Source organism: Paenibacillus tuaregi (assembly GCF_900086655.1).
Classification (GTDB): Bacteria; Bacillota; Bacilli; order Paenibacillales; family Paenibacillaceae; genus Fontibacillus; species Fontibacillus tuaregi.
In genome coordinates this window covers 3916964-3940683 of the sequence record NZ_LT575476.1, presented here as the reverse complement: position 1 = coordinate 3940683, position 23720 = coordinate 3916964, and the positions used below count along the sequence as shown (strand labels likewise).

At 50.7% G+C, this 23720-nt stretch carries 24 protein-coding genes; 16 read left to right on the top strand and 8 right to left on the bottom strand.

The features are described 5' to 3' along the window. Positions 1-17: 17 nt before the first annotated feature. Positions 18-533: a thiol peroxidase gene (gene tpx / locus BN6628_RS17635; protein WP_068619695.1), complete on the bottom strand. Its 516-nt coding sequence runs from the start codon at positions 531-533 to the stop codon at positions 18-20. A gap of 106 nt (positions 534-639) precedes the next feature. Between tpx and BN6628_RS17630 the strand changes: the two genes are divergently transcribed. Both BN6628_RS17630 and BN6628_RS17625 read left to right on the top strand, forming a co-directional pair. Continuing rightward, a complete protein-coding gene (locus BN6628_RS17630) occupies positions 640-1239 on the top strand; it encodes a rhomboid family intramembrane serine protease (RefSeq protein ID WP_068619694.1) in 600 nt (199 codons plus the stop codon). A gap of 108 nt (positions 1240-1347) precedes the next feature. After that, positions 1348-2253, top strand: coding sequence for a glutamate biosynthesis transcriptional regulator GltC (locus BN6628_RS17625; protein ID WP_068619693.1), 906 nt, complete (start codon positions 1348-1350; stop codon positions 2251-2253). A 166-nt stretch (positions 2254-2419) separates the two neighbouring features. Here BN6628_RS17625 and BN6628_RS17620 read toward each other — a convergent pair whose 3' ends face one another. Then, entirely contained in the window at positions 2420-3100 is a 681-nt protein-coding gene (locus BN6628_RS17620) for a zinc metallopeptidase (protein ID WP_068619692.1), read from the bottom strand. 24 nt (positions 3101-3124) lie between these two features. Then, entirely contained in the window at positions 3125-3586 is a 462-nt protein-coding gene (locus BN6628_RS17615; RefSeq protein WP_068619691.1) for a MerR family transcriptional regulator, read from the bottom strand. A 296-nt stretch (positions 3587-3882) separates the two neighbouring features. Between BN6628_RS17615 and BN6628_RS17610 the strand changes: the two genes are divergently transcribed. Genes BN6628_RS17610 through BN6628_RS17600 form a run of 3 tightly spaced genes read left to right on the top strand, consistent with a single transcriptional unit; the run spans position 3883 to position 7158 of the window. Beyond that, a complete protein-coding gene (locus BN6628_RS17610) occupies positions 3883-5319 on the top strand; it encodes an ammonium transporter (RefSeq protein WP_068619690.1) in 1437 nt (478 codons plus the stop codon). Positions 5320-5350: 31 nt separating this feature from the next. Beyond that, entirely contained in the window at positions 5351-6427 is a 1077-nt protein-coding gene (locus tag BN6628_RS17605) for a DUF294 nucleotidyltransferase-like domain-containing protein (protein ID WP_068619689.1), read from the top strand. Then, positions 6424-7158: an exonuclease domain-containing protein gene (locus BN6628_RS17600; RefSeq protein ID WP_068619688.1), complete on the top strand. Its 735-nt coding sequence runs from the start codon at positions 6424-6426 to the stop codon at positions 7156-7158. The genes BN6628_RS17605 and BN6628_RS17600 overlap by 4 nt, the downstream gene beginning before the upstream one ends. Here the strand turns inward: BN6628_RS17600 and BN6628_RS17595 are convergent. Further along, positions 7144-7590: a M67 family metallopeptidase gene (locus BN6628_RS17595; RefSeq protein ID WP_068619687.1), complete on the bottom strand. Its 447-nt coding sequence runs from the start codon at positions 7588-7590 to the stop codon at positions 7144-7146. The genes BN6628_RS17600 and BN6628_RS17595 overlap by 15 nt on opposite strands. 290 nt (positions 7591-7880) lie before the next feature. Here BN6628_RS17595 and BN6628_RS17590 point away from each other — a divergent pair, with 290 nt between their 5' ends. Continuing rightward, the gene (locus BN6628_RS17590; RefSeq protein WP_068619686.1) at positions 7881-8459 is read left to right on the top strand and encodes a TlpA family protein disulfide reductase; all 579 of its coding nucleotides are present in this window, start codon (positions 7881-7883) and stop codon (positions 8457-8459) included. A 106-nt stretch (positions 8460-8565) separates the two neighbouring features. On the opposite strand, the gene cimA is transcribed toward BN6628_RS17590, so the two are convergent. Next, entirely contained in the window at positions 8566-10182 is a 1617-nt protein-coding gene (cimA, locus tag BN6628_RS17585; protein ID WP_068619685.1) for a citramalate synthase, read from the bottom strand. A gap of 145 nt (positions 10183-10327) precedes the next feature. Between cimA and BN6628_RS17580 the strand changes: the two genes are divergently transcribed. The 3 genes from BN6628_RS17580 to BN6628_RS17570 all read left to right on the top strand — a co-directional run bounded on the left by BN6628_RS17580 (position 10328) and on the right by BN6628_RS17570 (position 13667). Next, positions 10328-11611, top strand: a complete 1284-nt coding sequence (locus BN6628_RS17580) for a DNA polymerase IV (RefSeq protein WP_068619684.1) — start codon at positions 10328-10330, stop codon at positions 11609-11611. 122 nt (positions 11612-11733) lie between these two features. Continuing rightward, entirely contained in the window at positions 11734-11976 is a 243-nt protein-coding gene (locus tag BN6628_RS17575) for a ferredoxin (RefSeq protein WP_068619683.1), read from the top strand. Positions 11977-12227: 251 nt separating this feature from the next. Beyond that, complete coding sequence (locus tag BN6628_RS17570) at positions 12228-13667, top strand: L,D-transpeptidase (RefSeq protein WP_068619682.1); 1440 nt, start codon at positions 12228-12230, stop codon at positions 13665-13667. Here BN6628_RS17570 and BN6628_RS26460 read toward each other — a convergent pair. Further along, the gene (locus tag BN6628_RS26460; protein ID WP_187386145.1) at positions 13664-13801 is read right to left on the bottom strand and encodes a hypothetical protein; all 138 of its coding nucleotides are present in this window, start codon (positions 13799-13801) and stop codon (positions 13664-13666) included. The genes BN6628_RS17570 and BN6628_RS26460 overlap by 4 nt on opposite strands. Before the next feature lie 220 nt (positions 13802-14021). On the opposite strand from BN6628_RS26460, the gene BN6628_RS17565 reads away from it, so the two are divergent. From BN6628_RS17565 to BN6628_RS17540, 6 genes are all read left to right on the top strand, one after another. Then, positions 14022-15116: a quinone-dependent dihydroorotate dehydrogenase gene (locus BN6628_RS17565; RefSeq protein ID WP_068619681.1), complete on the top strand. Its 1095-nt coding sequence runs from the start codon at positions 14022-14024 to the stop codon at positions 15114-15116. A 31-nt stretch (positions 15117-15147) separates the two neighbouring features. Continuing rightward, complete coding sequence (locus BN6628_RS17560) at positions 15148-15960, top strand: GTP diphosphokinase (protein ID WP_068619680.1); 813 nt, start codon at positions 15148-15150, stop codon at positions 15958-15960. Continuing rightward, positions 15950-16417, top strand: coding sequence for a DUF309 domain-containing protein (locus BN6628_RS17555; RefSeq protein ID WP_068619679.1), 468 nt, complete (start codon positions 15950-15952; stop codon positions 16415-16417). Before BN6628_RS17560 ends, BN6628_RS17555 begins: the two co-directional genes overlap by 11 nt. 65 nt (positions 16418-16482) lie before the next feature. Beyond that, positions 16483-18060 carry an RsmB/NOP family class I SAM-dependent RNA methyltransferase gene (locus tag BN6628_RS17550; protein ID WP_068619678.1) on the top strand — a complete coding sequence of 526 codons (1578 nt, stop codon included), beginning with the start codon at positions 16483-16485 and terminating at the stop codon, positions 18058-18060. A gap of 6 nt (positions 18061-18066) precedes the next feature. Continuing rightward, positions 18067-18807, top strand: a complete 741-nt coding sequence (locus BN6628_RS17545; RefSeq protein ID WP_068619677.1) for a pseudouridine synthase — start codon at positions 18067-18069, stop codon at positions 18805-18807. A gap of 88 nt (positions 18808-18895) precedes the next feature. Continuing rightward, complete coding sequence (locus BN6628_RS17540; protein ID WP_068619676.1) at positions 18896-19693, top strand: Cof-type HAD-IIB family hydrolase; 798 nt, start codon at positions 18896-18898, stop codon at positions 19691-19693. 205 nt (positions 19694-19898) lie between these two features. On the opposite strand, the gene BN6628_RS17535 is transcribed toward BN6628_RS17540, so the two are convergent. Beyond that, the gene (locus BN6628_RS17535; RefSeq protein ID WP_068622400.1) at positions 19899-21308 is read right to left on the bottom strand and encodes an RsmF rRNA methyltransferase first C-terminal domain-containing protein; all 1410 of its coding nucleotides are present in this window, start codon (positions 21306-21308) and stop codon (positions 19899-19901) included. Positions 21309-21483: 175 nt separating this feature from the next. On the opposite strand from BN6628_RS17535, the gene BN6628_RS17530 reads away from it, so the two are divergent. Next, the gene (locus BN6628_RS17530) at positions 21484-22608 is read left to right on the top strand and encodes a glycosyltransferase family 4 protein (protein ID WP_068619675.1); all 1125 of its coding nucleotides are present in this window, start codon (positions 21484-21486) and stop codon (positions 22606-22608) included. On the opposite strand, the gene BN6628_RS17525 is transcribed toward BN6628_RS17530, so the two are convergent. Further along, a complete protein-coding gene (locus tag BN6628_RS17525; RefSeq protein WP_068619674.1) occupies positions 22605-23645 on the bottom strand; it encodes a YkvI family membrane protein in 1041 nt (346 codons plus the stop codon). The genes BN6628_RS17530 and BN6628_RS17525 overlap by 4 nt on opposite strands. Between the last annotated feature and the right edge of the window lie 75 nt (positions 23646-23720).

Sequence of the window (23720 nt, the reverse complement as noted above, 5' to 3'; positions counted from 1 at the left end):
CCTTGTGCCCGTTTTGCTTAGATGAGTTCTTTAACAGCCGCAATGGCTTTGTCATAATCCGGATGCTCGGTCATCTCGTTGAGATACTCGACATAACGGATTTTGTTATCTGCATCCACTACGAAGATCGCACGGAAATCAATGGCAAATTCCTTGATCAACACGCCGTAAGCTTCGCCGAAAGAGTTGTTCTTATAGTCGGACAAAGTAATTACACGGTCGATTCCGGCAGCACCGCACCAGCGAGCTTGGGCAAATGGGAGATCCGCACTTACGGTGAGAATGACGACTTTGTCTCCCAGTCCGTCAGCTTCTTGGTTGAAGCGGCGGGTCTGAGCGTCGCATACGCCTGTATCCAGTGAAGGGACTACGCTGATCAATTTGATCTTGCCGGCATAATCCTGCAGAGTTGCGGTTTCGAGCAGGTTCTTGTTCAAAGTAAAGTCTGGAGCTGTGTCTCCAACCTTTAGTTCAGGACCTACCAAAGTGATTGGATTGCCTTTGAATGTGGCTGTTTGACGTTCTTGTGCCAAATGAATCTCCTCCTTAAAATGGTTTTACATACCAGAATACATTATAATCTTTTTAAAAAGCGCTTGTCCAATCCTAAAGATCCAAAATCGGTAAAGGGGAGTAATCATGATTTTCATCCGTTATGAGAATTGGAAGAACTACTTGCGGTATTATCCGGTAACTTCCTTGATTCTATTAATTAATGTAATCCTCTTCATCCTTCTCCTACTGAACGGGAATGACTTAATCTCGCTTGGTGCGCTTACCAACTATCCGCCATATGATGAGGAGAAGTGGAGATACATAAGCTCGATCTTCCTGCACGACGGCTTTGACCACCTGCTGTTCAACAGCTTCGCGCTTCTGGTCTTTGCGCCTCCCATGGAGAGACTGCTGGGGTCGTGGAGATACGTGGTGCTGTATCTGGGAAGCGGCCTGTTGGCGAATATGCTGAGCATTGCTTATTATAACTACCAGATGGAACTCACCATGACGGTTGGGGCATCTGGCGCGATATACGGGATATATGGGGCGTTTCTATACGTGGCTGTGCTTCAGCGCCGTCTGATGGATGAAGCTTCACGCAAAATGATCTATGTCATCCTAGCCATCGGGGTGATTTTCTCGTTTATGGTTGATAATATCAACTGGATGGCTCATCTTAGCGGGCTCGTGACCGGGTTCTTTATTTACGGCCTGCTGATCCGTGTGACAAATCGGCGTTGAAGGATAGAGTAGGACATGGTAAAGTTAGTCTGAAATTATTAAGGATTGGAATATTAAAAGCGGCACTATAGTGGAACGCGTTGGAAGCAGAATGGAGAGGTTAAGGAAGTGGAGTTAAGACAACTGCTTTACTTTGTAAAGGTGGCCCAGAAGGAGCACGTGACAAAGGCGGCGGAAGAACTGCATGTGGCCCAGTCTGCGGTGAGCAGACAGATTCATCAGCTTGAACAAGAGCTGGGTGTTGATTTGTTTATCCAGAAAGGCAGGAATGTTCACCTGACGGCAGTGGGGCAATTGTTTTGCGGGCGGGTGGAGACAATTCTTAAGGATTTGGAGCTCGCGGTAAAAGAGGTTCATGAATTTCTCGATCCGGAGCAGGGGGAGATCCGGCTTGGATTTCCACATAGTCTTGGCATTCATCTGATCCCAAGCATTGTGGCGGATTTCCGCAAGCTGTACCCTAACGTGAAATTCAGGTTCAAGCAGGGCATGTTCCCGTCATTGATCCAGGACGTGACTATGGCCGAAGTTGATCTGGCTTTTATTTCTCCGTTCCCGGAGAGCCACGATCAAGTGCAAGGGAATTTGGTGCTTACGGAAGAGCTGGTGGCTATCCTGCCGCAGAATCATCCCTTGGCCCATGAGGAGAGCATTCATCTGAGTCAGCTTAAGGATGATAAGTTCATCCTGTTCAGCAAAGGGTATTCCCTGCGGCCAATTGTGTGGCAGGCCTGTCTTGAGGCTGGGTTTACGCCAAAAATCGCTTTTGAAGGTGAAGAGACAGATACAATACGGGGGTTAGTTGCAGCGGGTATGGGTGTCAGCCTGCTTCCGGAAATGGCCTTGTTCCAGACCAATCTGCTCCAGCCTGCCAAAGTGCGAATTGCGGTGCCAAAAGTAACCAGAACCATAGGGCTGATCCACCGTTCTGATGATAAGCTGCCGCTTGTAGCTCAGTCGTTCCGGCGGTTCCTGCTGGAATACTTCGAGACTGCATCTAAATATAAGCAATAGCGCGCAACAATAAAAGAGGCCGTCCCCAAGCGAGTAATTTTACTGCAGAGAGGACGGCTTCTTTTGTTTTGATTTGTTCGTTCTTGGAGACTTTTGAACACAAATAGAACTCTTAAACAAAAGCAGGGACCGTCTTATGGGACGGTCCCTGAATTAAAGATGCTGGTTAGTCGCGGTTGCTAGCGAAAATCATGATATAGCGGATCAACTCCAGCAAGGCGATGAGAGCGGCAGCCACGTAAGTCAATGCGGCTGCGTTAAGCACCTTGGCTACGCCGCGCTCTTCTTCATTTGTAATGTAACCCTCAGAGACCATAATTTCGCGGGCCCGGTTGCTCGCATTGAATTCCACTGGAAGGGTGACGAGCTGGAAAGCTACAGCTGCCGAGAAGAATATAATTCCTAGCCCAACCAAGTTCATGAATCCGAAGATCAGACCGGCAAGCAGCAGGATCGGAGCAAACCCGGATGCAAAATTAACCACAGGGAACATTTTGTGACGAAGAACAAGCATTGGGTAGTGAACCTTGTGCTGGATAGCGTGGCCTACTTCGTGGCAGGCAACCGATACAGCAGAAATGGATCTCTCATAATATACAGGCTCAGACAACCTTACAACACGAGCAATCGGGTCGTAATGGTCTGTGAGCGAACCTCTGACCGGTTCCACGGGAACATCGTAAAGTCCGTTGGAATCCAGCATGTGTCTGGCGGCTTCCTGTCCGGTCATTCCACGGAGATTTGGCACGTCCGACCATTTCTTAAAGGTGCCCGAGACTCTGAATTGAGCCCACAAAGAGAAAATAAAAGCAATAATTATAAGTATATACATACCGTCAAAATACATCGTTCATTCCTCCAACCGTCAAGATTAAGTAAATGGCCCATGATTAAGCAGGATACGGATGGCTTCGATACAGGCAAGGCTCTGAGGCATGAGATGCGTAAATGCACGATTGATTTGGTTAGGCTGGAGCTGGGAGATAATCGGTTCCAATTCTTTGACTTCCCGCTCAAGCTGCTGCATATGGATCTCCAATGCGGTAAGTTTCTCGGTGACCTGTTCTTCGTTGGTGATTTTGTTCCACATCTCAAGCTTGGCCCGTATTTCTTCCAACGTATACTTCTCTTGTTTCATCTGGTTAATACGTTCAAGCCGTAGTAAAGTTTCATGATTATACAGACGGTAATTCTTCTGTGTACGGGTCTCTGGACTGATGAGCCCGATCTTTGTGTAATAATCGATGGTCCGTTCACTAACGCCTGCGGACTTGGCTAATTCTCCTATGCGGTAAAGCTTCGTATCTCCAATATAATCACTCCTTATTTCCACAGATGATCCTATCCTAACTTATGCCTAAATTTTCTCTCTTATATATGGGCCTTTCCTATAGTCCAACATCTAAAAATATCATACACGATCCTAAAGTGTACAGTCAAACGTCACACTTACAAAAAGTAGTTGGTGTTTCTAGTGTTGTGTAATTAAACGTTACATGAAGCGGCACATTAATTAATTTTATTGCAGTTTTTAATAATTTTTTGTTGTACTATTTAGCGATATAGATATATAATCACTTTAACAAATCAAAAACGTGTTAGATAACATGACATTAGGGGTGGTTTTCAATGAGGAAGAAATGGATGATTGGATTAATTGCAGCTGTGATGCTGATGGCTTTCCCGGTTTCGGCCTTTGCTGCGGATGAGGTGACCGCACCGGTGCTCGAAATTGGCCTTAATACGATGTTCGTTTTTCTGGCAGCCTTGTTAGTGTTCTTCATGCAAGCGGGTTTCGCTCTGCTGGAGGCGGGTTCGGTCCGGATGAAGAACGCCGGTCACGTGGCCGGGAAAACGGTTCTGACCTTAGGTATTGCAGTCATTGCTTTTTGGGCTGCAGGATTCGCGCTCGGATTTGGTAATGGGAACAGCTTCTGGGGTACAACCGGATTTTTATTCGGAGGGGACAGTGCTGCAGGCTCCTTCGCTTCACTTTCTGCTTCGAATGTATCGCTGAATGTCAAGTTTTTGTTTCAGCTTTCTTTTGCAGCCGTGTCTCTGGCAATAGCTTGTGGCGGGATGGCTGAACGGGCGAAGCTCAGCGTATATATTATTTTTGGAACTTTGTTCATGATCCTTATCTATCCAGTAGTTGCTCACTGGGTATGGGGCGGAGGATGGCTTGGAAGCCTTGGCATGCAGGACTATGCCGGCTCTACAGTAGTACATTTGACAGGCGCGACAGCGGCTTTGGCGGCAACCTTCCTGCTTAAGCCCCGGCTTGGCAAATATAATAAAGAAGGTAAGCCTAATGTGATACAAGGTCATAACCAAGTTCTTACGGTGCTTGGAGTGATCATTATCTGGATTGGCTGGTTCGGCTTTAATCCGGGCAGTGCTCTAACCCCGCTTGCGGACGGATTTTTCGGTTATGTGGCTCTGACTACCAATATTGCAGCAGCTGCTGGGGCTCTTGCCGCCTTGTTCATATCCTGGGTATTTGCTGGTAAATCAGATATTCCAAGCATGCTGAACGGAGTACTTGCCGCATTTGTGGCTATCACAGGCTCCTGTGCTTTTGTGGAAGCTTGGGCTGCTGTAGTAATTGGGGCTGTCGCAGGTATTATCGGTTTCCTCTCGGGAAAATGGCTGGAAAGAGCCGGCCTGGATGATCCAATCTCTGCTGTATCTGTTCACGGGATTGCAGGTATATGGGGAGCCGTCTCCACTGGCTTATTCGCCACACCAGAGTTGGTGGCAGCTACTGGAGTAGGGAAGCCGGGATTATTCTACGGCGGAGGCTTTGAACAGCTGGGTGTACAAATCTTGGGAGTCGCCGGAACGTTTGCATTTGTGCTCGTTGCCTCTTTCTTGATTCTTGCAGCTATGAAATGGCTGATGGGCATTCGGGTTACTGAAGAGGAAGAAATGATGGGTCTGGATATCAGCGAACATGGAACCTATGGTTACCCAGAACAAATGCAGCTGCTGACAGGTGAAATCGACAAAGAGAGTCTGAAGGCGCGGACAAATCCGGAGCTTGGGACTATCAGTGTAATTAAATAAATAATAAGCAGGAAGAGGGAGTGAGGCATTCATGTCTGAAGCGCTGGCTTATGAGAATAACTATGCGGGCATACGTGCAGCTTCCTCCCCCCGCACCTTGCGGGCAGCGAGAATTAAAGAGCAGAGCCGGCTCTTGGATTTATTCGCCGCTATGCCCTCACCCGATTGGAATCATGCAGTTAATCAAATGCATGATGAGGTGATGGCCCGCTGCGCTTATCTTGCTGAGAAAGTCCTTGAAGTTGAAGGTATTGGCGTTCCGCCAGTCCCTTATGCTTTTGTGGCTTTTGGCAGTGCCGGCCGTGGAGAACAGACCTTATGGAGTGACCAGGATAACGGGCTGATTATCGGGGAAGGCGGTGGAGAGAGGGGCGAGCTTTATTTTAAATATTTTGCCGGGGTATTGGTCAAAATTCTGGAGAAGGTTGGTTATCCGCCATGCCCGGGGAATGTTATGTTATCGAATGCAATGTGGAGGCACACGCTAACAGGCTGGCGTGAGCAGCTGCAGGGCTGGAGGGATGAACTGCAGTGGGAGCAGATTAGATATCTGAATATCGCTTCAGATATGAGGTGTATTGCGGGAAGCCGTGAGCTTGAAAGGGAGTGGAAGAAAGCATTTCAGGAAGTAATGGAGCCTGGAGAGGCGCTTACCGCTGCATTGCTTAGGGGAACGGTGAGGCATAAAGCGGGCCTTAATGTGTTGGGGCAGGTCATTACCGAACCTTTCGGGGAACACGCAGGCAGCTTCGACGTTAAATATGGACTTTATATGCCGCTTGTCAACGGGATGAGATGTATCGCTTTGCAGTATGGTATCCCCGAGACTTCAACAGCCGAGCGGCTTAAACAGCTCATTCGGCTTGAGGCCGTTCCGGGGCTTGGCCTTGAAGCCTGCCGCCAAGCTTTTTATACGACACTTAAACTCAGGTCCTTGACCTCTTATACGGTATATGACGGTATGCTGCAGGGAAGCTCCTATCTTACTCCGTCTATGATGAAGCAAAAAGAGGTTAAGCAAGAGCTGCGAGAGAGCCTTGGCACGGTTAAGCTGCTGTACAGGACCCTGCAAAGGCAGCTTCGGTTCACGGAGAGGAAAGGGCTATGAAGGAGTCCGGCAAGAAAGGTGGCGGATTCTGGAATACCCTGATAAACCGGAGTGTTCCCTCGGCTGCCGCTTTGAGGGCAGGAAATCCGAGTGCTCAGCAAATCGCTTTTATAAGGTCGATGAACAAAGGGCAGAGAAGAACAGAGACCCTTCATATCCCGCTGACCCAGCTTAAGACCGCAGTATTTGATCTGGAGACGACGGGCTTTCATCCGCATCACGGAGATGAAATTCTGTCTTTCGGTGCGGTGAAGATGGAAGGGGGAAGGATTACCGATCAGACCTTTCATGAGTTATGCCGATCCTCAGGGCCTGTTCCAAGGTCCATTACAGAGCTGACCGGTATTACCCAGGAAATGTCCGACCAGGCACCTCCCCTGATGGGGTCACTTCACGGGTTTATGTCCTTCATTGCTGACAGGGTGCTGATCGCTCATGGGAGTGCACATGATAAGTCATTTCTTGATCAGGCGTTATGGAGGACTACGCGATCCCATCTCGGCCACAGGGTGCTGGATACCATGATGATTGCGGGCAAGCTGGAGCCTTACCGGGGCATCTCCAGCCTGGATGACTGGCTTAACGCCTACGGCCTTCCCATTAGAACCCGCCATCATGCCCTCGAAGACGCGTTGATGACAGCCTCTCTATGGGCTGCGTTAATCCCAAGGCTCAGGCAGATGAACATCATAACCTTAGGAGATTTATACGTGTTTCTAAGCAAGACCTAATGACTCTAACGCATATAATCCATTCTCTTGACGGTGCACCGTGTACACGCCAATCTCAGCGTCCGGTTCACCGTCTACACTTGTTCTGGAGGCGATCAAATAAAGCTGAATCATCTCCCCAAACAGCTGGAGCTGCATAGTATCTTCGGGAGAAGGAACGGGAGATGAATTGGGGTGGGTGTGAAAAATCCCCATCAATCTCGGATTAAAGCTGGAGGTAATCCAGCCCGTAGGGTCCAGCTTGAACATATGTTGTGGATTGCTGGCTGTGTTGCGAATAGGCTGAAAGTGATCCAGAATCCACCCGTTGTCTGTCTTGTCGCCAAGAAGTGCACCGCAGCCTTCCTCCGGAAATACGCGGTATAGATGGGTGACCAAAGAACGACGCACTTCAGGGGTGAGGATGCACTGCTGACGGGATTGAAGCTGCATGATACTCTCTCCTTTGAATAAAAATTTCATCTCTATTTGTGAAAATAAACCTGGCCAGAAACAGACCGCGAATGGATACGCTACCCCGTTGTATATAAGCTGAACTATTGATTTACATGTAAGGCAAACAAGAGAAATGTCCTGGTCTATTGGTAATTTTTATGTTCAACTTATACGGCAGGATTTGATGATGTTTCCGGTTCTTTAACGTACACCTGTAACATTTTGCTCATTAAGGGTACAATAGTAGAAGTTAGTCCTTCAACCTTAACAGCAAAGGAAAGAGAACCATGAAACGAAACGGATTTATTCTGCTCGGGATTGCGCTGCTTCTTGGCGTTGCGTTATATCAAAACTCCGACAAAGGCATCTTGTCCTGGTTTACAGGGGCCAGTGAGCGTAAGTCAGCTTCCATTAGTGCCACTGCTTTGGAGAAGAGCGGACTGAAGCCGGGCGGTGAAGCACCGGCTTTTAGCTTAACTGCGCTGGACGGCAAAACTTATCAGGTTGGCGGCAAGCGGGAGAAGCCGCTGCTGGTCAACTTCTGGGCATCATGGTGTGATCCCTGCAAAGATGAGGCTCCTGATTTGGTTAAGCTGGCTGACAAATATAAGTCTAACCTTGATGTCTATAGTGTAAATGTTACCATGTATGACAAGTTATCCAAAGCCAAGGATTTTGTGAAAACCTATAAAATGACATTTCCTGTGCTGCTGGATGAAAAAGAGACCGCCTACCGAAAATACAATGGCGTGGCTTTTCCGACTAATGTCTTAATTGACCGGAACGGTATGATTCAGGACGTGATCATCGGTTTGATATCCGCGGATGAACTTGATCGTAAATTGGCGAAATTGGTTAATCTGTAACGAATTGTTAAATAAACTGGTGTGAATAAGGCCCGGCTGCTCCTTAGAGGATTAGACGGGCCTTTGATGTCATGATATTAAGTTTGGCCGAAGCTATACGGTTTGTTTAATGATTGACGATTCCTCCGCGCTCTGCGGTGATCTCCTGATTCTCCAATTGGTTCTCGCCGAGCAGGGCGTAGCGGATACTGTCAACCAAGGCTTCCCAGCTTGCTTCGATTACGTTGCCGGATACCCCAACGGTATTCCAGCTGCTGGTTAGGTCTCTGGATTCAATCAGAACCCGTACCTTGGAAGCGGTAGCGTCCATTTCATCCAGCACGCGGACTTTATAGTCAGACAGATGCATTTCGTTCAGCCGCGGGAAGTAAGTGATTAGCGCCTTACGCAGGGCATTATCGAGTGCGTTGACCGGACCGTTACCCTCCGCAGCGGTATATACGCTGGAGCCTGCAATATTAAGCTTAACGAAAGCTTCTGATACAACCGGTCTGCCGGCGGTTTTCTCTACCAGCATTTTGAAGGACTCGAATACGAATAACTCAGTCAATTCCCCATTGGCTTGACGCAGGAGAAGCTCCAGCGAGGCATCAGCCCCTTCGAATTGGTAGCCTTGATGCTCCAGGTTCTTGATCCGGTTAATCACTTCCCGGGTGTCCTCATTGGCCGGGTCGAACTCAATCCCCATATCTTGCGCTTTGGACAGAATATTGCTCTGGCCGGCGAGTTCGGAGACGAGCACCCTTTGTTTGTTGCCCACCGTCTCGGGAACCACATGTTCATAGGTACGGGAGTCGCGGAGAATCGCTGACACATGGATACCGCCCTTATGGGCAAAAGCGGACGTCCCGACATAGGGCTGGTTGTTCGGCATATGAACGTTGGCAATTTCACTGATGTAACGGGCTGTATTGGTCAGCTGTGCCAGCTTGCCCGGCTCCAACACCTCATAGTTCATTTTGAGCTGAAGATTAGGGATTACACTGCAGAGGTTCGCGTTCCCACAGCGTTCCCCATATCCGTTCATCGTGCCCTGGATCTGCCGCGCTCCAGCCTGTACTGCGCTGAGTGAGTTGGCTACGGCCAGCTCGCAATCGTTATGGGTGTGAATGCCGAGATGGGCACCAGGCACCTCCTGAGCAAGAGCCGATACAATTTGGTGAACCTCATGGGGAAGAGTTCCACCATTCGTGTCACACATGACGAGCCAGTCGGCACCGGCTTCCTTGGCTTTCTTCATGACAGACAGCGCGTATTCCGGATTGTTCTTGTAGCCGTCAAAGAAATGCTCTGCATCAAAAATCACTTCAAGTCCACTTTGCTTCAAATAAGCGATGGAATCAAAGATCATCGCGAGGTTCTCGTCCAGTGAGGTCTGCAAAGCCGTGTGGACGTGGAAGTCCCAGGATTTGCCCACGAGGGTAGCGGCTTGCACGCCGGATTCGATGACCCGGTTCAGGTTCGCATCCGCGGAGGCAATGCTGTCTTTGCGGCGGGTGCTGCCAAATGCGGTAATTTTAGCGTTTAACCCTAAGCTTTTGACCCGTTTGAAAAACTCAATGTCTTTATTGTTGCTCCCCGGAATGCCGCCTTCGATGTAATGCACACCCAGCTGGTCCAGCTTTGAGGCGATCTTTAGTTTATCGTCCGCAGACAAGCTGATTCCTTCGCCCTGTGTGCCGTCACGCAAGGTTGTGTCGAAGATGGATAAGGCCTTTGACATAGTGGAGAGTCCCCCTTTAAAAGTCATAAACATGCACGGTATTTTGGTATAATGAATTATTATAACATTTGTTATTTTAAATGTAACATGGAATTAGGATTTTTGCATAAAACCATGAATTTACAAGCAAGTGAGGGGGATTCCGGTGAAGAATGTGGAGGAGTATTATCCCGCTAAGGGCCGGGTCATATTACATATAGATATGAATGCATTCTACTGCTCCGTACATGAAGCGGAGGAGCCGCACAAGTACAAAGACAGGCCTACAGCGGTGGCAGGCAGTGTGGAGCTTCGCAAGGGTGTGATAGTGACGTGCTCTTATGCGGCGCGGAGGCTGGGCATTTCAACGGGGATGCTGGTCAGCCAGGCGCTTAAGTTGTGTCCGAACCTCATTGTCATCTCTCCGGATTTTCATCTGTACCGAAAGTATTCAAAGGCTTTTATGGATATTGCTTATGGATACACCCCGCTTCTTCAAGCTGTGTCCATCGATGAGTGTTATCTGGACATCACGGGCTCCAAGCAGTTTGGAACCCCATTGGAGATTGCTGGCGAAATCCAGGGGAGAATCCGCAATGAGCTTGGCCTGCCATGTTCGATTGGCGTTGCTCCCAATAAGCTTCTCGCCAAGATGGGCTCGGACATGAAGAAGCCAAATGGCATAACTGTGCTCCGGATCAGGGATGTACCCAAGCTGCTCTGGGACAAGCCTTGCTCGGAGATGTTCGGAATAGGCCGGAAGACGGCGGAGAAGCTTCAACGGTTAAGGATTTATACGCTTGGCCAGCTGGCGGCCGCAGACGAGCGGCTTCTCGCGGAGAAGTTCGGAGTGATGGGACTCTGGATGAAGCAGGCTGCCTGGGGAATCGATGACTCTCCTGTAAAGGAAGAGAGGGATAAGAACAAGTCGATTGGCCATACCACAACGCTTCCAAAAGACATCAGCAAGTACGAAGATATATCCCGTGTGATGCTGAACTTGGCTGATCAGGTTGCACGCCGGTTGCGAAGGCAGAATATGATGGCACAGACGGTGCAAATCACGATTCGCACACCGGATATGAAGACGATAACCCGCTCTCAGACCTTGGGAAAAGTGACCGAGAATATGGAGGACATTTACCGGGAAGCCTGTAAACTGTACCAGCGTCACTGGAAAGAAGAGCGTCCTGTGCGTCTTCTTGGAATTACAGTCCAGAACCTGGTTCCCAAGGATGAATCGGCACTTCAGCTGGATCTATTTGATTATGAGAAGCAGCCCAAAAAGGAGCAACTCACCAAAACGATGGATATGCTGCGCGACAAGTTCGGTGAGAGTGCTGTTCTTACAGCCGGGATGCTGGGGGACGACCCCTCCACCTTGATCCGGAATCACCGGATTCGGGGCACTTCCTTGCAGACTGATTTTCTTAGAGAGAAGCGGAAATGATGATAATAATTATCAGTTAAGATTACCTGCAAAAGCATTTGAAATTGTGGTTATATTATTATATATTGTACATGGTGGAACGCACCGGACTTGTACCGTCTTATATTAGGAGGCAGATTAATATGGCGAAATATACTTGGGTGGAGAAAGATACTTGCATCGCGTGCGGCGCATGCGGAGCTACAGCACCAGATATCTACGATTATGACGATGAAGGTTTGGCTGAAGTCATCTACAAGGGTGACGGTAACCATGGTAACACAGAAATTGGTGAGGACCTGTACGACGATCTTCAAGATGCTTGCGATGGCTGCCCTACGGACTCCATCAAGATCGCCGATACTCCATTTAACAAGGAAGGCTAAGATTACAGCCCTCTGTTGATATTCACCATGAGACATCTTTCATCCTGATTTAAAGGATGGGGGATGTCTTTTTTTGGGTTTAATTTCCTATATTATACCCCTGGGTATAAAGTCGTGACTTGCCGCTTAGAACTCCCTTGATCTATAGACTTAAACCCGTCTGCCGATATATAAATAAGGGCTGGTGGCATTGGCTGATAAGAAATAAGTAAGATTCGATACATAAAAAAACCATATACCAGGAGGTTTCGATGAACCCTTCATATCTGAAGAAATACGTCGAGATGCATCCCGGCAATAAGATGGCTTGGTATCTGCTGGGTAAAGAATATGAGCGAAGCGGTCAGGTCGGGAAGGCAAATTACTGCTTCAATAAAGCGGGCCATATTTATGAAGCATTTGAGAGCAGCAAGGTTCCCGCCGAAGTATGGAAGGAATATGAAGCGAAGCTGCTGGAAGCCTCGGCGCAGAAGGAACGAAGAAGCCGCCGAAAGCGTAAGCTGCTGTTAGCCCTGATGATTCTGCTCCTGATGTTTATTCCTTCAATTAATGATCCAAGTATCGCTGAGAATTCCATGATGGCTGGGGATACATCTTCGATCGAAGAGGATTATCTGACGTTGCCTGTTCAGGAAGCGGACAATCCGCCAGCAGCACCTGTCCAGGGACCCCGCGCGGCTTCGTTGGCATTTACGGCTAAGGCTTATGGCGGCGGGGCGGGAAATAAAGCCCTTGGGGAACTGATCATGGACAAGGGACCACAGGCGCAACTAACAGCCGTCCTTGGGATGCGGCAGCACGGCAAGTGGCTGCTGTGGAAGCGTGACATGCCGGTGATGTTCACGGTGGAGAGAGACCCGGCCAGCGGCAGAGCAGCCGTGCAGTCTTATGATGCGAAGAGCTGTGAGTGCAAGCCGCCGGATGAGGGCCCGCTTCGAAAGAAGGCCAACCAGTGGACGAAGGAGCAGGAAGCAAACGCGGTTGTGGCTTCCGCGGTAGAGCATTTCAGGCAGAAGAACGGCAGGAAGCCCGCAAAGCTGGGAGAGCTGGTCAAGCCTTACCCGGACAACTGGATTGCCGGAAGCAGTCCCGAGCTGGAAGCGGCCTTCGAACGGGCTGTTCAGGCGAACCTTGATCCGTCTGGAACAGGAGCAAATGGGAGCTCGAAGGGCAGCTCGACGAAGAGCGCTGCTGGGACTGATGGGGAGATTCGCAGCAATGCGCATGCTGGCAGCAAACCATTTTTTAATGAACCTTTGGAGATTTTGGTCGACAAGACCAGCCACCGTCTGGCCTTGGTTAGCGGGAATGTAATTCTACGCAGCTACAAGGTAGGGCTTGGTGCGGACCGCACGCCTGAAGGTAGTTATGCGATAACGGAGAAGATTGTGAATCCGAATGGGAGGTCAAATGGGGAATTTGGCAGCAGAGGAATGCAGCTGTCAGATACGAACTATGCGATACACGGGACGAACGAGCCGGACAGCATAGGCAAGGATGAGTCGCTCGGATGCATCCGGATGAGCAAGGAGGATGTGGAGGAGCTGTTTGACCTGGCCCCGAAGGGGACGAAGGTTACGGTCGGGAAGGGGATTGTACCTGATCTATCAGCGGACTCGGAGATACGGTTTGTTTTGCAAGACAGACCCGATCAGACCAATCCCCACAGGACATATCACTGGCTCTTCTAGCTTCGGCTCCACAGCAGCAGGATCGTGAATACGATCACAACAACCACCAGGGATGAGCCAATCCAGATCAACGCTTTTTTGTTGACTTCTTCCTTCTTCTGCTGAAGTGTTGGCGGTTTGCGTTTGGTTGACATCGCGCTTATTCCCCTCTCATAACTATCTTTGCATCAAATGGGTTGTTTCTTATGAGGAACAGCCCATTCAGCTATATTGTAACGGCTTTCAAAAAGGTTGGCTATACGTTTGATTAGGCTTGTCCCCGTCAGGTACAAGACTTTTCTTTTGGGGGAGAAAACGATAAACTGAGTTATGGGGCTATAATGTCCAGCGAGAGAGGAACGGAGTGAGTTAACATTGCTATATCGTAACGTAGGCAAACCGGTGTTCTTCCGGATTGATCCGGAGAAGGCGCATCATCTTGTTATTAGCGGATTACATAAAACGTCCAGGATGCCGGGAGGAGTAACGCTCCTTAACAAATTGTACGGCGTGTCCGAAACCCCGGATCTGGCCGTTGATTTGTTTGGTATCCACTTTCCGACACCGGTGGGGCTTGCCGCAGGTCTGGACAAAAATGCTGAGGCGGCTGAAGGTTTCTCAGCCATAGGCTTCGGATTTATGGAAGTGGGCACGGTGACCCCGCTGGGGCAGCCAGGGAACGAACAGCCAAGGTTGTTCCGCCTGCCGCCGGACGAAGCGCTGGTCAACCGGATGGGATTTAATAACAAGGGAGCCGAGAGCATGGCGGAATCGTTGTCCGCTCTGCCCACAAGAAGGATTCCTATTGCTATAAATATTGGTAAGAATAAGGTGACGCCGAATGAAGAGGCGCATAAGGACTACGCCAAGTGCATATCGGTGCTGTATCCGCATGCGGACTTTTTTGTTGTGAATATCAGCTCGCCGAATACGCCGGATCTCCGGGCACTTCAGCATGGAAATGAACTGGCTGATCTGCTTGCGGTGGTGATGCGGGAGATGAACGAGCATAATCAGAAATCCGGCTTGAATAAGGCGGTTCTTGTAAAAATTGCTCCAGATGTAAGTAACGAAGAACTGGAGTATATGGTTAATACGATTAAGGACAGCGGAGTATCTGGGATTATTGCGACCAATACCACCATTTCCCGAGAGGGGCTGACCCACTCCAATGCCAAGGAGACAGGAGGCCTTAGCGGGCGTCCACTGAAGGAGCGTTCAACGGAGATCATTTCAAGAATATACCGTCAGACAGAAGGCAAGCTGCCTATCATCGGATCGGGCGGCATCTTTGACAGCAAGGACGCTTATGAGAAAATTCGTGCTGGCGCCAGTCTGGTGGAGATTTATACTGCACTTATTTATGAGGGGCCAGAAATTAACCGCCGGATACACCGCGGGTTGCGGGAGCTGCTTGCCCGTGACGGGTTCACTCATATATCCGAAGCGGTGGGCGCGGACCACCGCTGATATGCCGGAAATATAGAGAGGAGGCAACAGAATGGATGGCAGAGATTGGGGAACATTTTTGCTTCCGTATGAACAGGCAGTTGAGGAGTTGAAGGTTAAGTTCAAGACGATGCGCTCAGAGCTCAAGAAACGCGAAGAGTACGCGCCGATCGAGTTCGTGACCGGACGGGTTAAGAAAATTTCCAGCATTCTGGACAAAGCGAAACGTCTGAATGTCTCTATGGACAATCTGGAGACGGGGATTGAGGACATCGCGGGAATCCGGATTATGTGCCAATTCGCGGAGGATATCCGGCGGGTGGCTGAATATATTCGTAACCGGAAAGATCTGAAGGTTCTGTATGAGAAAGACTATATTACAAATTATAAGGACAGCGGGTACCGCAGCTTCCATATGATTGTTGAATATCCGGTGCAGACAGCACTCGAACAGAAGATTGTACTGGCCGAGATTCAGATCCGGACACTTGCGATGAATTTTTGGGCGACCATCGAACATTCGCTTAATTATAAATACCGGGAGAGCCTGCCCGGGGAAATGCGCGAAAGGTTGAAGAAAGCTGCGGAAGCCGCTTTTGTGCTCGATAATGAGATGTCCAGCATCCGTCAGGAAATTCTGGATGCCCAGAAGTCCTTCGAGGATGACTCCAGCCTGGTGGCTGAAGCGCTGAAAACCATTCACCAGCTGTATTTCTATCATTTGATCAGCGAGGCCATTCAAGCACAGCGGCGTTTCAACGAGCTGTGGGAAGCGAAGAACCTGACGGGAATGAAGGAGCTTGTGGAGGACGTTAAGGCGCTGCTTAAGGCGGCCCGCAAAGGGGAGGGAACGGATGAAGTATGATCCGCTGTACTTGGCGTATCTGATCTATTTCAACCGGGACCGTGATTATTTTGAATGCCATGAGGTGCTGGAAGAACTGTGGCTTGCCCAGGGACGGGAACCTCTTTATAAAGGATTGCTTCAGGTGGCTGTCGGAATGTTTCATTTCCGCAGGGGGAATTTCAAAGGCAGCAGCAAAATGCTGGTCTCGGCTGTGGATAAGCTTGAAGCATACGGAGATGAATGTTTGGGGATCAACTTGGGCCGGCTGAGGAGAGAGATCCAGCAGTTGTCTGAAAAGCTTGCTGGTCCGGTGCCGCCGGCATATGCCGATCTGACCATTGAAATCATAGATGATGAGCTTCTTCGCGCAGTTGAGACGGCCTCTTCGGAAATACGTCCGAACGAGCCGATTCAGATCCATCCTCAGCGGGGCGAGAAGCACGCGCTTCGGGAGAAGAAGATGCTTGATAAATAGATGCGCCGGCCCGCTGCCTGATCTCTTAGGCGGCGGGCCGCTTGCAGGTTAGAGGGGATGTTATGATGACCGTATATTTGCCTACGGCGTTCTTGGAACGTATGAAGAGAATGCTTGGAGAGGAGTACCCGGCATTCCTTGCTTCTTATGAGAAACCTCATTATGCCGGGGTGCGGGTCAATCCGCTCAAAATTGCACAAGATGAATTCGAGAGTGTGGTTCCTTTCCCGGTGAAACCCATCCCTTGGTGCGGAACGGGGTATTATACGGAAGAGGGACTGAAGCCGGGGAAGCACCCGTATTATCATGCTGGGCTCTATTATATTCAGGAGCCGAGTGCGATGGCGCCGGTAGAGGCGCTGGACGTTCAGCCTGGAGACCGGGTGCTTGATCTGTGCGCGGCACCGGGAGGAAAGTCGACGCAGATTGCCGGGAAGCTTAAGGGAACAGGGCTTCTCGTTACGAACGATATCAGTGCGGACCGGACCAAGGCGTTAGCCAAGAATGTGGAGTTATATGGTGTGCGCAACGCAGTCGTGCTTAATGAATCGCCCGAGCATATAGCGGAGGCGTTTCCGCACTTTTTTGACCGGATCTTGATTGATGCTCCCTGCTCGGGGGAGGGGATGTTCCGGAAGGAGCCGGACATGGCACGTCAGTGGGAGAAGCATTCTGTGGAGAAATGTGTAAGCATGCAGCGGGATATCCTGGCCAGCGCAGCAGATCTGCTCGCTCCTGGCGGAACTATTGTATACTCCACCTGCACCTTCGCCCCGGAGGAGAATGAGGGGATGATCGCTTCGTTTCTGACTTTGAACCCGGAATTCAGGGTTATTCCTATTCCGGAAGAGTGGGGAATTTCAGGTGGACGCCCGGATTGGCTGGAGCTTATAAGTGCTGGTGACAAGCATGAGGCCTGGAGTGAAGAGGCCTTACGGCAAACCCGGAATTGCGGAAGACTATGGCCTCACAAAATCCATGGTGAGGGTCATTTTGTCGCTATACTCCGTCACCAGGGCGCTGGAGGTACAGCTGGGTCCCTGAGTGGAAGCCGCACTGAAAGCGGCGGTCAAGTGAGCCTAAGTATAGCGCCGCCAGTTCAGGCTCAAGGAAAGAGCAATCCTAAGGCAGAACGGCTTGCGAAGGCCAAGCCCGTTAAAGGCAAGGGAGATGCCCGTTCCACGAAAAAGGGGGTTGAAGAGCAGGACCCGCTTGTCAGCTGGCGTGAGTTCTTATCTGGTAATTTGAATCTCGAAGCCACAGGCGGGCCGATATTTTACGGAGGCAATGTATACCTCTCTGTGTTCGCAAAGGAGCGGCTGAATGGCCTGAAGACGGTACGTCCCGGCTGGTATGTGGGTGCGGTGAAGAATGGAAGATTTACGCCGGGTCACCCGCTTGCCGTGGCTCTTCGCCCCGAAGAGGCTAAGCGGGTGCTCTCCCTGTCCTCCAGGGACGGGGAGGCTGTGCGTTATCTGAAGGGAGAAACGCTGATGATTCCGGCTGAGCGGATTGAATGCCGAAGTGACGCGAAGCCCAAAGGGTATGTGCTCGTGTGCATAGATGGTTATTCAGCCGGATGGGGCAAATGGCAGGACGGTATGCTGAAGAATGAATATCCTGCTGGATGGAGGTGGACGTAAAGCGACATGAGTAAAGGCAGAACAACACTGCGGGTGGACAAGATCCTCAGCCATCTTGGGCTGGCCACCCGTTCGGACAGCAAGAAGCTGGTTAAACAGGGAAGAATCCTGGTGAATGGCCTTGTCATTAAAGACAGTGGGCTGCAGGTCGACCCCTATCATGACAAGATTGAGCTGGACGGCGAGCCGGTGCTCTACAGGGAGTTTGTTTACATTATGCTTCATAAGCCTGCTGGGGTCGTCTCGGCCACTGAAGATAACCGGGACCGTACAGTTATTGATCTACTCCCGCCACAGTTCCGGGTGTTCTCCCCTTTCCCGGTAGGGAGGCTCGACAAGGATACGGAGGGTCTGCTGCTGCTTACGAATGACGGACAGCTGGCTCATGATCTGTTGTCACCACGCAAGCACGTTCCCAAAACCTATTACGCCGAGGTCCAGGGAGCAGTTGGTGATGCGGAGGCAGTTCGGTTTGAGCAGGGGGTGGATATCGGAGAAGGATATATCACCCTACCAGCCAAGCTTGAGGTGCTTGAACGGGTCGGGACGGAAGAGGCGACGGTCAGCAGAATTCTCCTGACTATCTCCGAAGGTAAGTTTCACCAAGTCAAGCGGATGTTTGAGGCTGTTGGCTCTAAAGTACTGTACCTGAAACGGGTCTCTATGGGGGCGCTGAAGCTGGACGAGTTCCTGCCCAAAGGGGCGTTCCGGGAACTGACTGAGGAGGAACTGGCTTCCCTGCGATAGACAGAAAGAGAAAACCGCAGGAACAAGGGCTCATTTTCAAGAGACAGCTTATCTTATATAATTATTTATACATAGAGAGGGTGGAGTTATGAAATACAAACTGATTGCTTTGGATGTGGACGGCACGCTGCTTGACGATAATCATGTTTTAACCCCGGCAACTGCAGAGACGATTAAGAAGGTTGCGGCTCAGGGAACAGAAATTGTGCTGTGTACGGGAAGGGCTCCACTGAGCTGCATTCCATTTATGGAATCCATGGGCCTTGAGGGATATGTCATTACTCATAACGGGGCAGCTACGGTAGATGTGGCGACCCGTAAAATTATACATGAATATGCGGTTAATCCAGCCGCACTGGAGCCGTATATCGAGTACTGCCGCAAGAATGGCATACACTTTGATATCAATACGACCTATGGTATTTATGTCGAGAAGCTGGATGAAGTCGGCCCGGATGTGCTGGACATGTATCATAAGTTCTTGATTGAACCTTTAAATCTGCCCGCTTGGGTAGACTTCACCGAGCCGATCGTGAAGATGACCGCATCGGGCTTTACGGAAGCGATGAATAAGGTTGAAGCGGATTGGAATTTGTGGACACACGAGCTGAATATGCTGCGCAGCGGCGACTACTTCATCGATTTGATGCATCCTGAGTCCTCTAAGGGGAATGCTCTTAGGGAGCTGGCGCTTCAGCGTGGAATTCCGGCGGAGCAGGTGATGGCGATAGGCAATTTCTATAACGATATCACGATGCTGACCTTTGCCGGATTAGGTATTGCCATGGATAACTCGCCGCTGGAGGTTAAGGCGGCAGCGCAGGATGTGACAGCATCCAATAATGAGGAAGGCGTGCGCCTTGCTCTGGAAAAATACTGCTTGTAGCTAATGCGCGAAAGGGGGCCGTCTCAGAAAGACGGCCCCCTGATTTTGTTTAGGGGTTAGATTTGTGTTCGAAAGGCTCCTAGGCAAACGCCCGCTCCCATGGCGGTTGGGTTGGGGTTTGGTTTTAGGCCGCTGAATTGGTTCGTGCCCATCGCTCCCGGTTCTCAGCGGATGCCTGTAGATGCCATCGCGAGCCGCTGGGGTCCTAACGGTTAAGCCGGAGACCTTTGGGCAGATGATTCTTCAGCTGCCCGTTACTGGCCTTGCCGAATCCGAGCGGATATCCGGAGACCGTCACAAGGACCCAGCCCCGCAGGGTACCCGGCACCGGCAGAGTCTCTCCCCGCAGATAAGCTGCCGCCTCGGCAGAATCTGGCTCCAGATTCAGGGTCCTTGCAGCTTGTTCCGCAGTGGAGGCCATAGCCAGGGCGTGACCTGGCTGGAAGCGTCCTTTCTTGAACTCGCCAAGATGCAGGCCCGCTCTGGGCAGCTTAAGACCATTTAGCGCTCCCAAGCTGAGCTCAAGCTGGCTGCTGCGTGGAATCAGGTAGAGTGCTTCCCCGAAGAGCTCGGGCGTGCCCGTTGGCTCTCCGAACCCTGGGAGATCCTCGCTCTTCCATGCCAGGTATGCCTCCCAAGCGGCATTGATCTCCTTGCGGGACATAGCATCACGGCCGGTTTTCCCGCGTTTGGAGTCTTTCCCCTTCCTGCCTGAGGTGCTCGTAGAGGCCTCTATCACTTCAGAAGTAGCTGCATCTTTGCGCCGTTCCAACAGAGCAACATAGTGTCCTTCCCCTTCGTGTATATGGGGCCATATGCGTTTCTCCGCGATCAGTTCCATGAACGGGTAGGCCTCGATCAGGCGGGCTATCGTCTCCTCGTTCTCGTTCCTATTGAACGTACAAGTTGAGTAGGCCAGCCTTCCTTCAGGCTTAAGCATCTTAACTGCGTCCTGAATGATATCCCACTGTCTAGCCGCACAGGCATCCACGGAAGCCTCTGACCATTCGCTCACCGCATCCGGGTCCTTGCGGAACATGCCCTCCCCAGAACAAGGGGCATCCAGCATAATCCGATCGAACGCAAGCGGAAATCTCGAGGATAGGTCTCCGGGAGTGGATTGGGTCACCACCGCATTCGGAATTCCAAAGCGCTCAACATTCTCAGCCAGAATCTTCGCCCGCTGCGGATGGATTTCGTTGGCAATCAGCAGGCCCTGGCCTTTCATCTTCGCGGCAATTTGTGTAGTCTTGCCACCGGGAGCAGCGGCCAGATCGAGCACGGTCTCTCCCGGGAGTGGGGAGAGCAGTTCCACCGCGGACATGGCGGAGGGCTCCTGAATATAATAAAGCCCGGCAGCATGGTACGGATGCTTCCCTGGCCTTGTGCTCTCTTCGTAGTAGAACCCCTGTTCAGCCCACGGCACAGGCCTCAGGTGAAATAGCCGCCGCATTTCCTCTGATACAGGTGAAGCAAGACCCACTTTCAACGTATTGAGCCGCAGCCCGTACGTTCTTGGGTTATGGTAGCTCTCCAGGAACCTAGCGGCTTCCTCGTCTCCGAGCAGAGAGGAGGAAGCTGCTAGGTAGGCTGCGGGCAGATCAAGGTTGTCCATCATTGCTAAATCTCCTTCCGGGTCCGTTTCCCTCATGAAAAATTCAAAGTATTAGCAGTTTATCATAAAGGAATTGGATTCTCAAAAGGGAAATGGATGTTCGTTCAGAGCTATGGCATAATGGAAACACAGACTACGATTCTTGTGACACAGAAATAGAGAAAGGGGCAACCCTATGAAATTACTACAGGCGCTTTTCTTCCCTCCGGAGCAGCCAGGCGGCGTATCTTCCATGATTCCTTATCTGCAGGAGAGATTTAACCCGCCCCATTGGGAGATGGATCTGTTCTCGATACCCAAACGCATCCGCAGCAAAGGCACGGAAGAGATAAAGTTCCATACCTTTGACTGGACCGAATTCGGGGATAGTCCCGTAGTGCAAAAATATATCCAGACCTACCGTGATTATTTGTGGTGGACCAAGCTGCGCATACAGCGGCCTTATGACCTTATTCATGCCCATCATCCCATTGCAGGGCTTGCCATGAAACAGACTTTCCCAGAGACCCCGGTGATTCAGACGATTCACTCCAGTTATGAGCGTGAGCTGCTGCTCAATGGCGCCATTCAGGAGGGGGGACCGGAGCAGCGGTTTCTGACTTCGATCTATAGAGAATTGGAGCATCAGACGGACGAGATGCTGACGGTGTCCCGTTCGTTTCTTGAGTATTTGTCACCTTATGTGGATCGTCCCGGCGAGATCCAGGTAATTCCCAACGGTTATGATGAAAAAAGATTTAAGCCTGTTCCTCATGACAATGAGGTTGCCCAGCTTGTGACCGTCTGCAGACTTGTCCCGGCCAAGGGGCTGGACATTCTGCTTAAAGCCTGTGCGGAGCTTAAGCGCAAAGGCCATTCTTATGTGCTTCATATTATCGGGGATGGGCCGATCCGTCCTGATTTGGAGAAGATGGCCCAGGAGCTTGGGATTTATGAAGAGACCATTTTTTACGGGTATACCCTTCACCCGGAGGAATTCATGCCATTCTTCGATATTTTTGTGCTGCCCTCCCGGGCGGAGGCTTTCGGTTCCGTCTTTGCGGAAGCGGCTTTATGCTGTCTGACACTTGTTGGAACAGAAGTAGGAGGGATTGCTGAGCAAATTGAGCATGGGGCAGGAGGACTGCTGGTTCCACCGGAAGACCCGGCTGCGCTGGCAGCGGCTTTGGAATCCGTGATTCTCGATCCATCCTACCGTTATGCGCTTGCCCGCGCCGGTTGGGAGAAGGCGAAACGGGAGTATTCCATAAACCGGGCTGTACATGAACTGAAGAAGACCTATCTGAAGTATTATCCTTAGTTTGGTTTCTCTTTTCGGTACAGCACCAGGTTAGCTACCCATACCAGGCTGAACAGGCCGAACAGGGGATACAATACGGACAGCAGGGAACTGAATCCGAATTGGCTCGTAAGGTAACATATTAGAAGCAAAATTACAGACAACAGCTTAGGACCGATCTTAATACGCTGCCGAATCTGGAGAGCAACCCCATATACATCCGCAACAAAAGTGCTGAAAATTTCCATAAAGATGAGCGCGACATAGATAAGCCGTACAATTGGGCCTAGATGGTTGGCGATATGCCCCATTGGAATCTCGAACTGCACGATGCCGGGCATGTGGGCGGAGAGGGCAAAGTGGCCTGCGAGCAGCAGGAAGCCGACCCCAATCCCCCCTGTAATGCCTCCCCAGACCAGCACTTTTCTGTTCTGGGTGTGGCTTCCGATAGGGACAAGCACCGCTTGAGCCATGCCGAGGTTGAAGGCTGTATACATCAGGGGGGACATCCAGGCGGCACCGACGCTGCTGTCCGTTGTGTACGTTAGGAATCTTGCAGCCTCAGGCATTCCAGCCGTGTTGCCGATAATAATTAGCGAGAGGATCAGCATTAGCGGAACAACGATGGAATTCAGCTGGAGAATAGCCTGAATTCCCCGGTGGAGCAGCAGGTAGGTGCCTATGAGAGTAATCCACAGGCCTGTCTGGAAATGCAGTCCAAGGTGTTCCATGAATACAGAGCCTGCACCGGCCAGCATGACACTGTTAACTCCCATCAGGACAACTAGAGTGAACAAGCTGATCCAGCCTCCCGCCCGGCTGCCAAACAAACGGCGGTTCAGGTCCTCGTAGGAGGAAGCTCCGATATCATGAGCTAAGAGCATCATCTTCGTGCCAAGCCAAATGAACAGCAGGGTGGCCAGCAGGATGGTAAAAGCCCCCCACCTTCCGTATTGGGTGAAAAATTTGATGATTTCCTGCCCGGTGGCGAAACCGGCGCCCACGATGGTGCCGATATAAGTGAAGCCGATCTGAAGTACTTTTACGGCGTTTCTCATCTTTTTCCTCCTTACAGTTTCGGGGAACCCTGTATGGGTAACATTCGAAGTACGAGACTACCGAACCTTCCGGTT

Bases quoted from the DNA above. Each gene is read 5' to 3' on its own strand.
- BN6628_RS17540 (WP_068619676.1), top strand. From the start codon at position 18,896: ATGAAATACAAACTGATTGCTTTGGATGTGGACGGCACGCTGCTTGAC.
- BN6628_RS17590 (WP_068619686.1), top strand. From the start codon at position 7,881: ATGAAACGAAACGGATTTATTCTGCTCGGGATTGCGCTGCTTCTTGGC.
- BN6628_RS17530 (WP_068619675.1), top strand. From the start codon at position 21,484: ATGAAATTACTACAGGCGCTTTTCTTCCCTCCGGAGCAGCCAGGCGGC.
- BN6628_RS17605 (WP_068619689.1), top strand. From the start codon at position 5,351: ATGTCTGAAGCGCTGGCTTATGAGAATAACTATGCGGGCATACGTGCA.
- BN6628_RS17595 (WP_068619687.1), bottom strand. From the start codon at position 7,590: ATGCAGCTTCAATCCCGTCAGCAGTGCATCCTCACCCCTGAAGTGCGT.
- BN6628_RS17630 (WP_068619694.1), top strand. From the start codon at position 640: ATGATTTTCATCCGTTATGAGAATTGGAAGAACTACTTGCGGTATTAT.
- BN6628_RS17560 (WP_068619680.1), top strand. From the start codon at position 15,148: ATGGATGGCAGAGATTGGGGAACATTTTTGCTTCCGTATGAACAGGCA.
- BN6628_RS26460 (WP_187386145.1), bottom strand. From the start codon at position 13,801: ATGTCAACCAAACGCAAACCGCCAACACTTCAGCAGAAGAAGGAAGAA.
- BN6628_RS17575 (WP_068619683.1), top strand. From the start codon at position 11,734: ATGGCGAAATATACTTGGGTGGAGAAAGATACTTGCATCGCGTGCGGC.
- BN6628_RS17600 (WP_068619688.1), top strand. From the start codon at position 6,424: ATGAAGGAGTCCGGCAAGAAAGGTGGCGGATTCTGGAATACCCTGATA.
- BN6628_RS17550 (WP_068619678.1), top strand. From the start codon at position 16,483: ATGACCGTATATTTGCCTACGGCGTTCTTGGAACGTATGAAGAGAATG.
- BN6628_RS17535 (WP_068622400.1), bottom strand. From the start codon at position 21,308: ATGGACAACCTTGATCTGCCCGCAGCCTACCTAGCAGCTTCCTCCTCT.
- BN6628_RS17570 (WP_068619682.1), top strand. From the start codon at position 12,228: ATGAACCCTTCATATCTGAAGAAATACGTCGAGATGCATCCCGGCAAT.
- BN6628_RS17545 (WP_068619677.1), top strand. From the start codon at position 18,067: ATGAGTAAAGGCAGAACAACACTGCGGGTGGACAAGATCCTCAGCCAT.
- BN6628_RS17525 (WP_068619674.1), bottom strand. From the start codon at position 23,645: ATGAGAAACGCCGTAAAAGTACTTCAGATCGGCTTCACTTATATCGGC.
- BN6628_RS17555 (WP_068619679.1), top strand. From the start codon at position 15,950: ATGAAGTATGATCCGCTGTACTTGGCGTATCTGATCTATTTCAACCGG.
- cimA (WP_068619685.1), bottom strand. From the start codon at position 10,182: ATGTCAAAGGCCTTATCCATCTTCGACACAACCTTGCGTGACGGCACA.
- BN6628_RS17620 (WP_068619692.1), bottom strand. From the start codon at position 3,100: ATGTATTTTGACGGTATGTATATACTTATAATTATTGCTTTTATTTTC.
- BN6628_RS17610 (WP_068619690.1), top strand. From the start codon at position 3,883: ATGAGGAAGAAATGGATGATTGGATTAATTGCAGCTGTGATGCTGATG.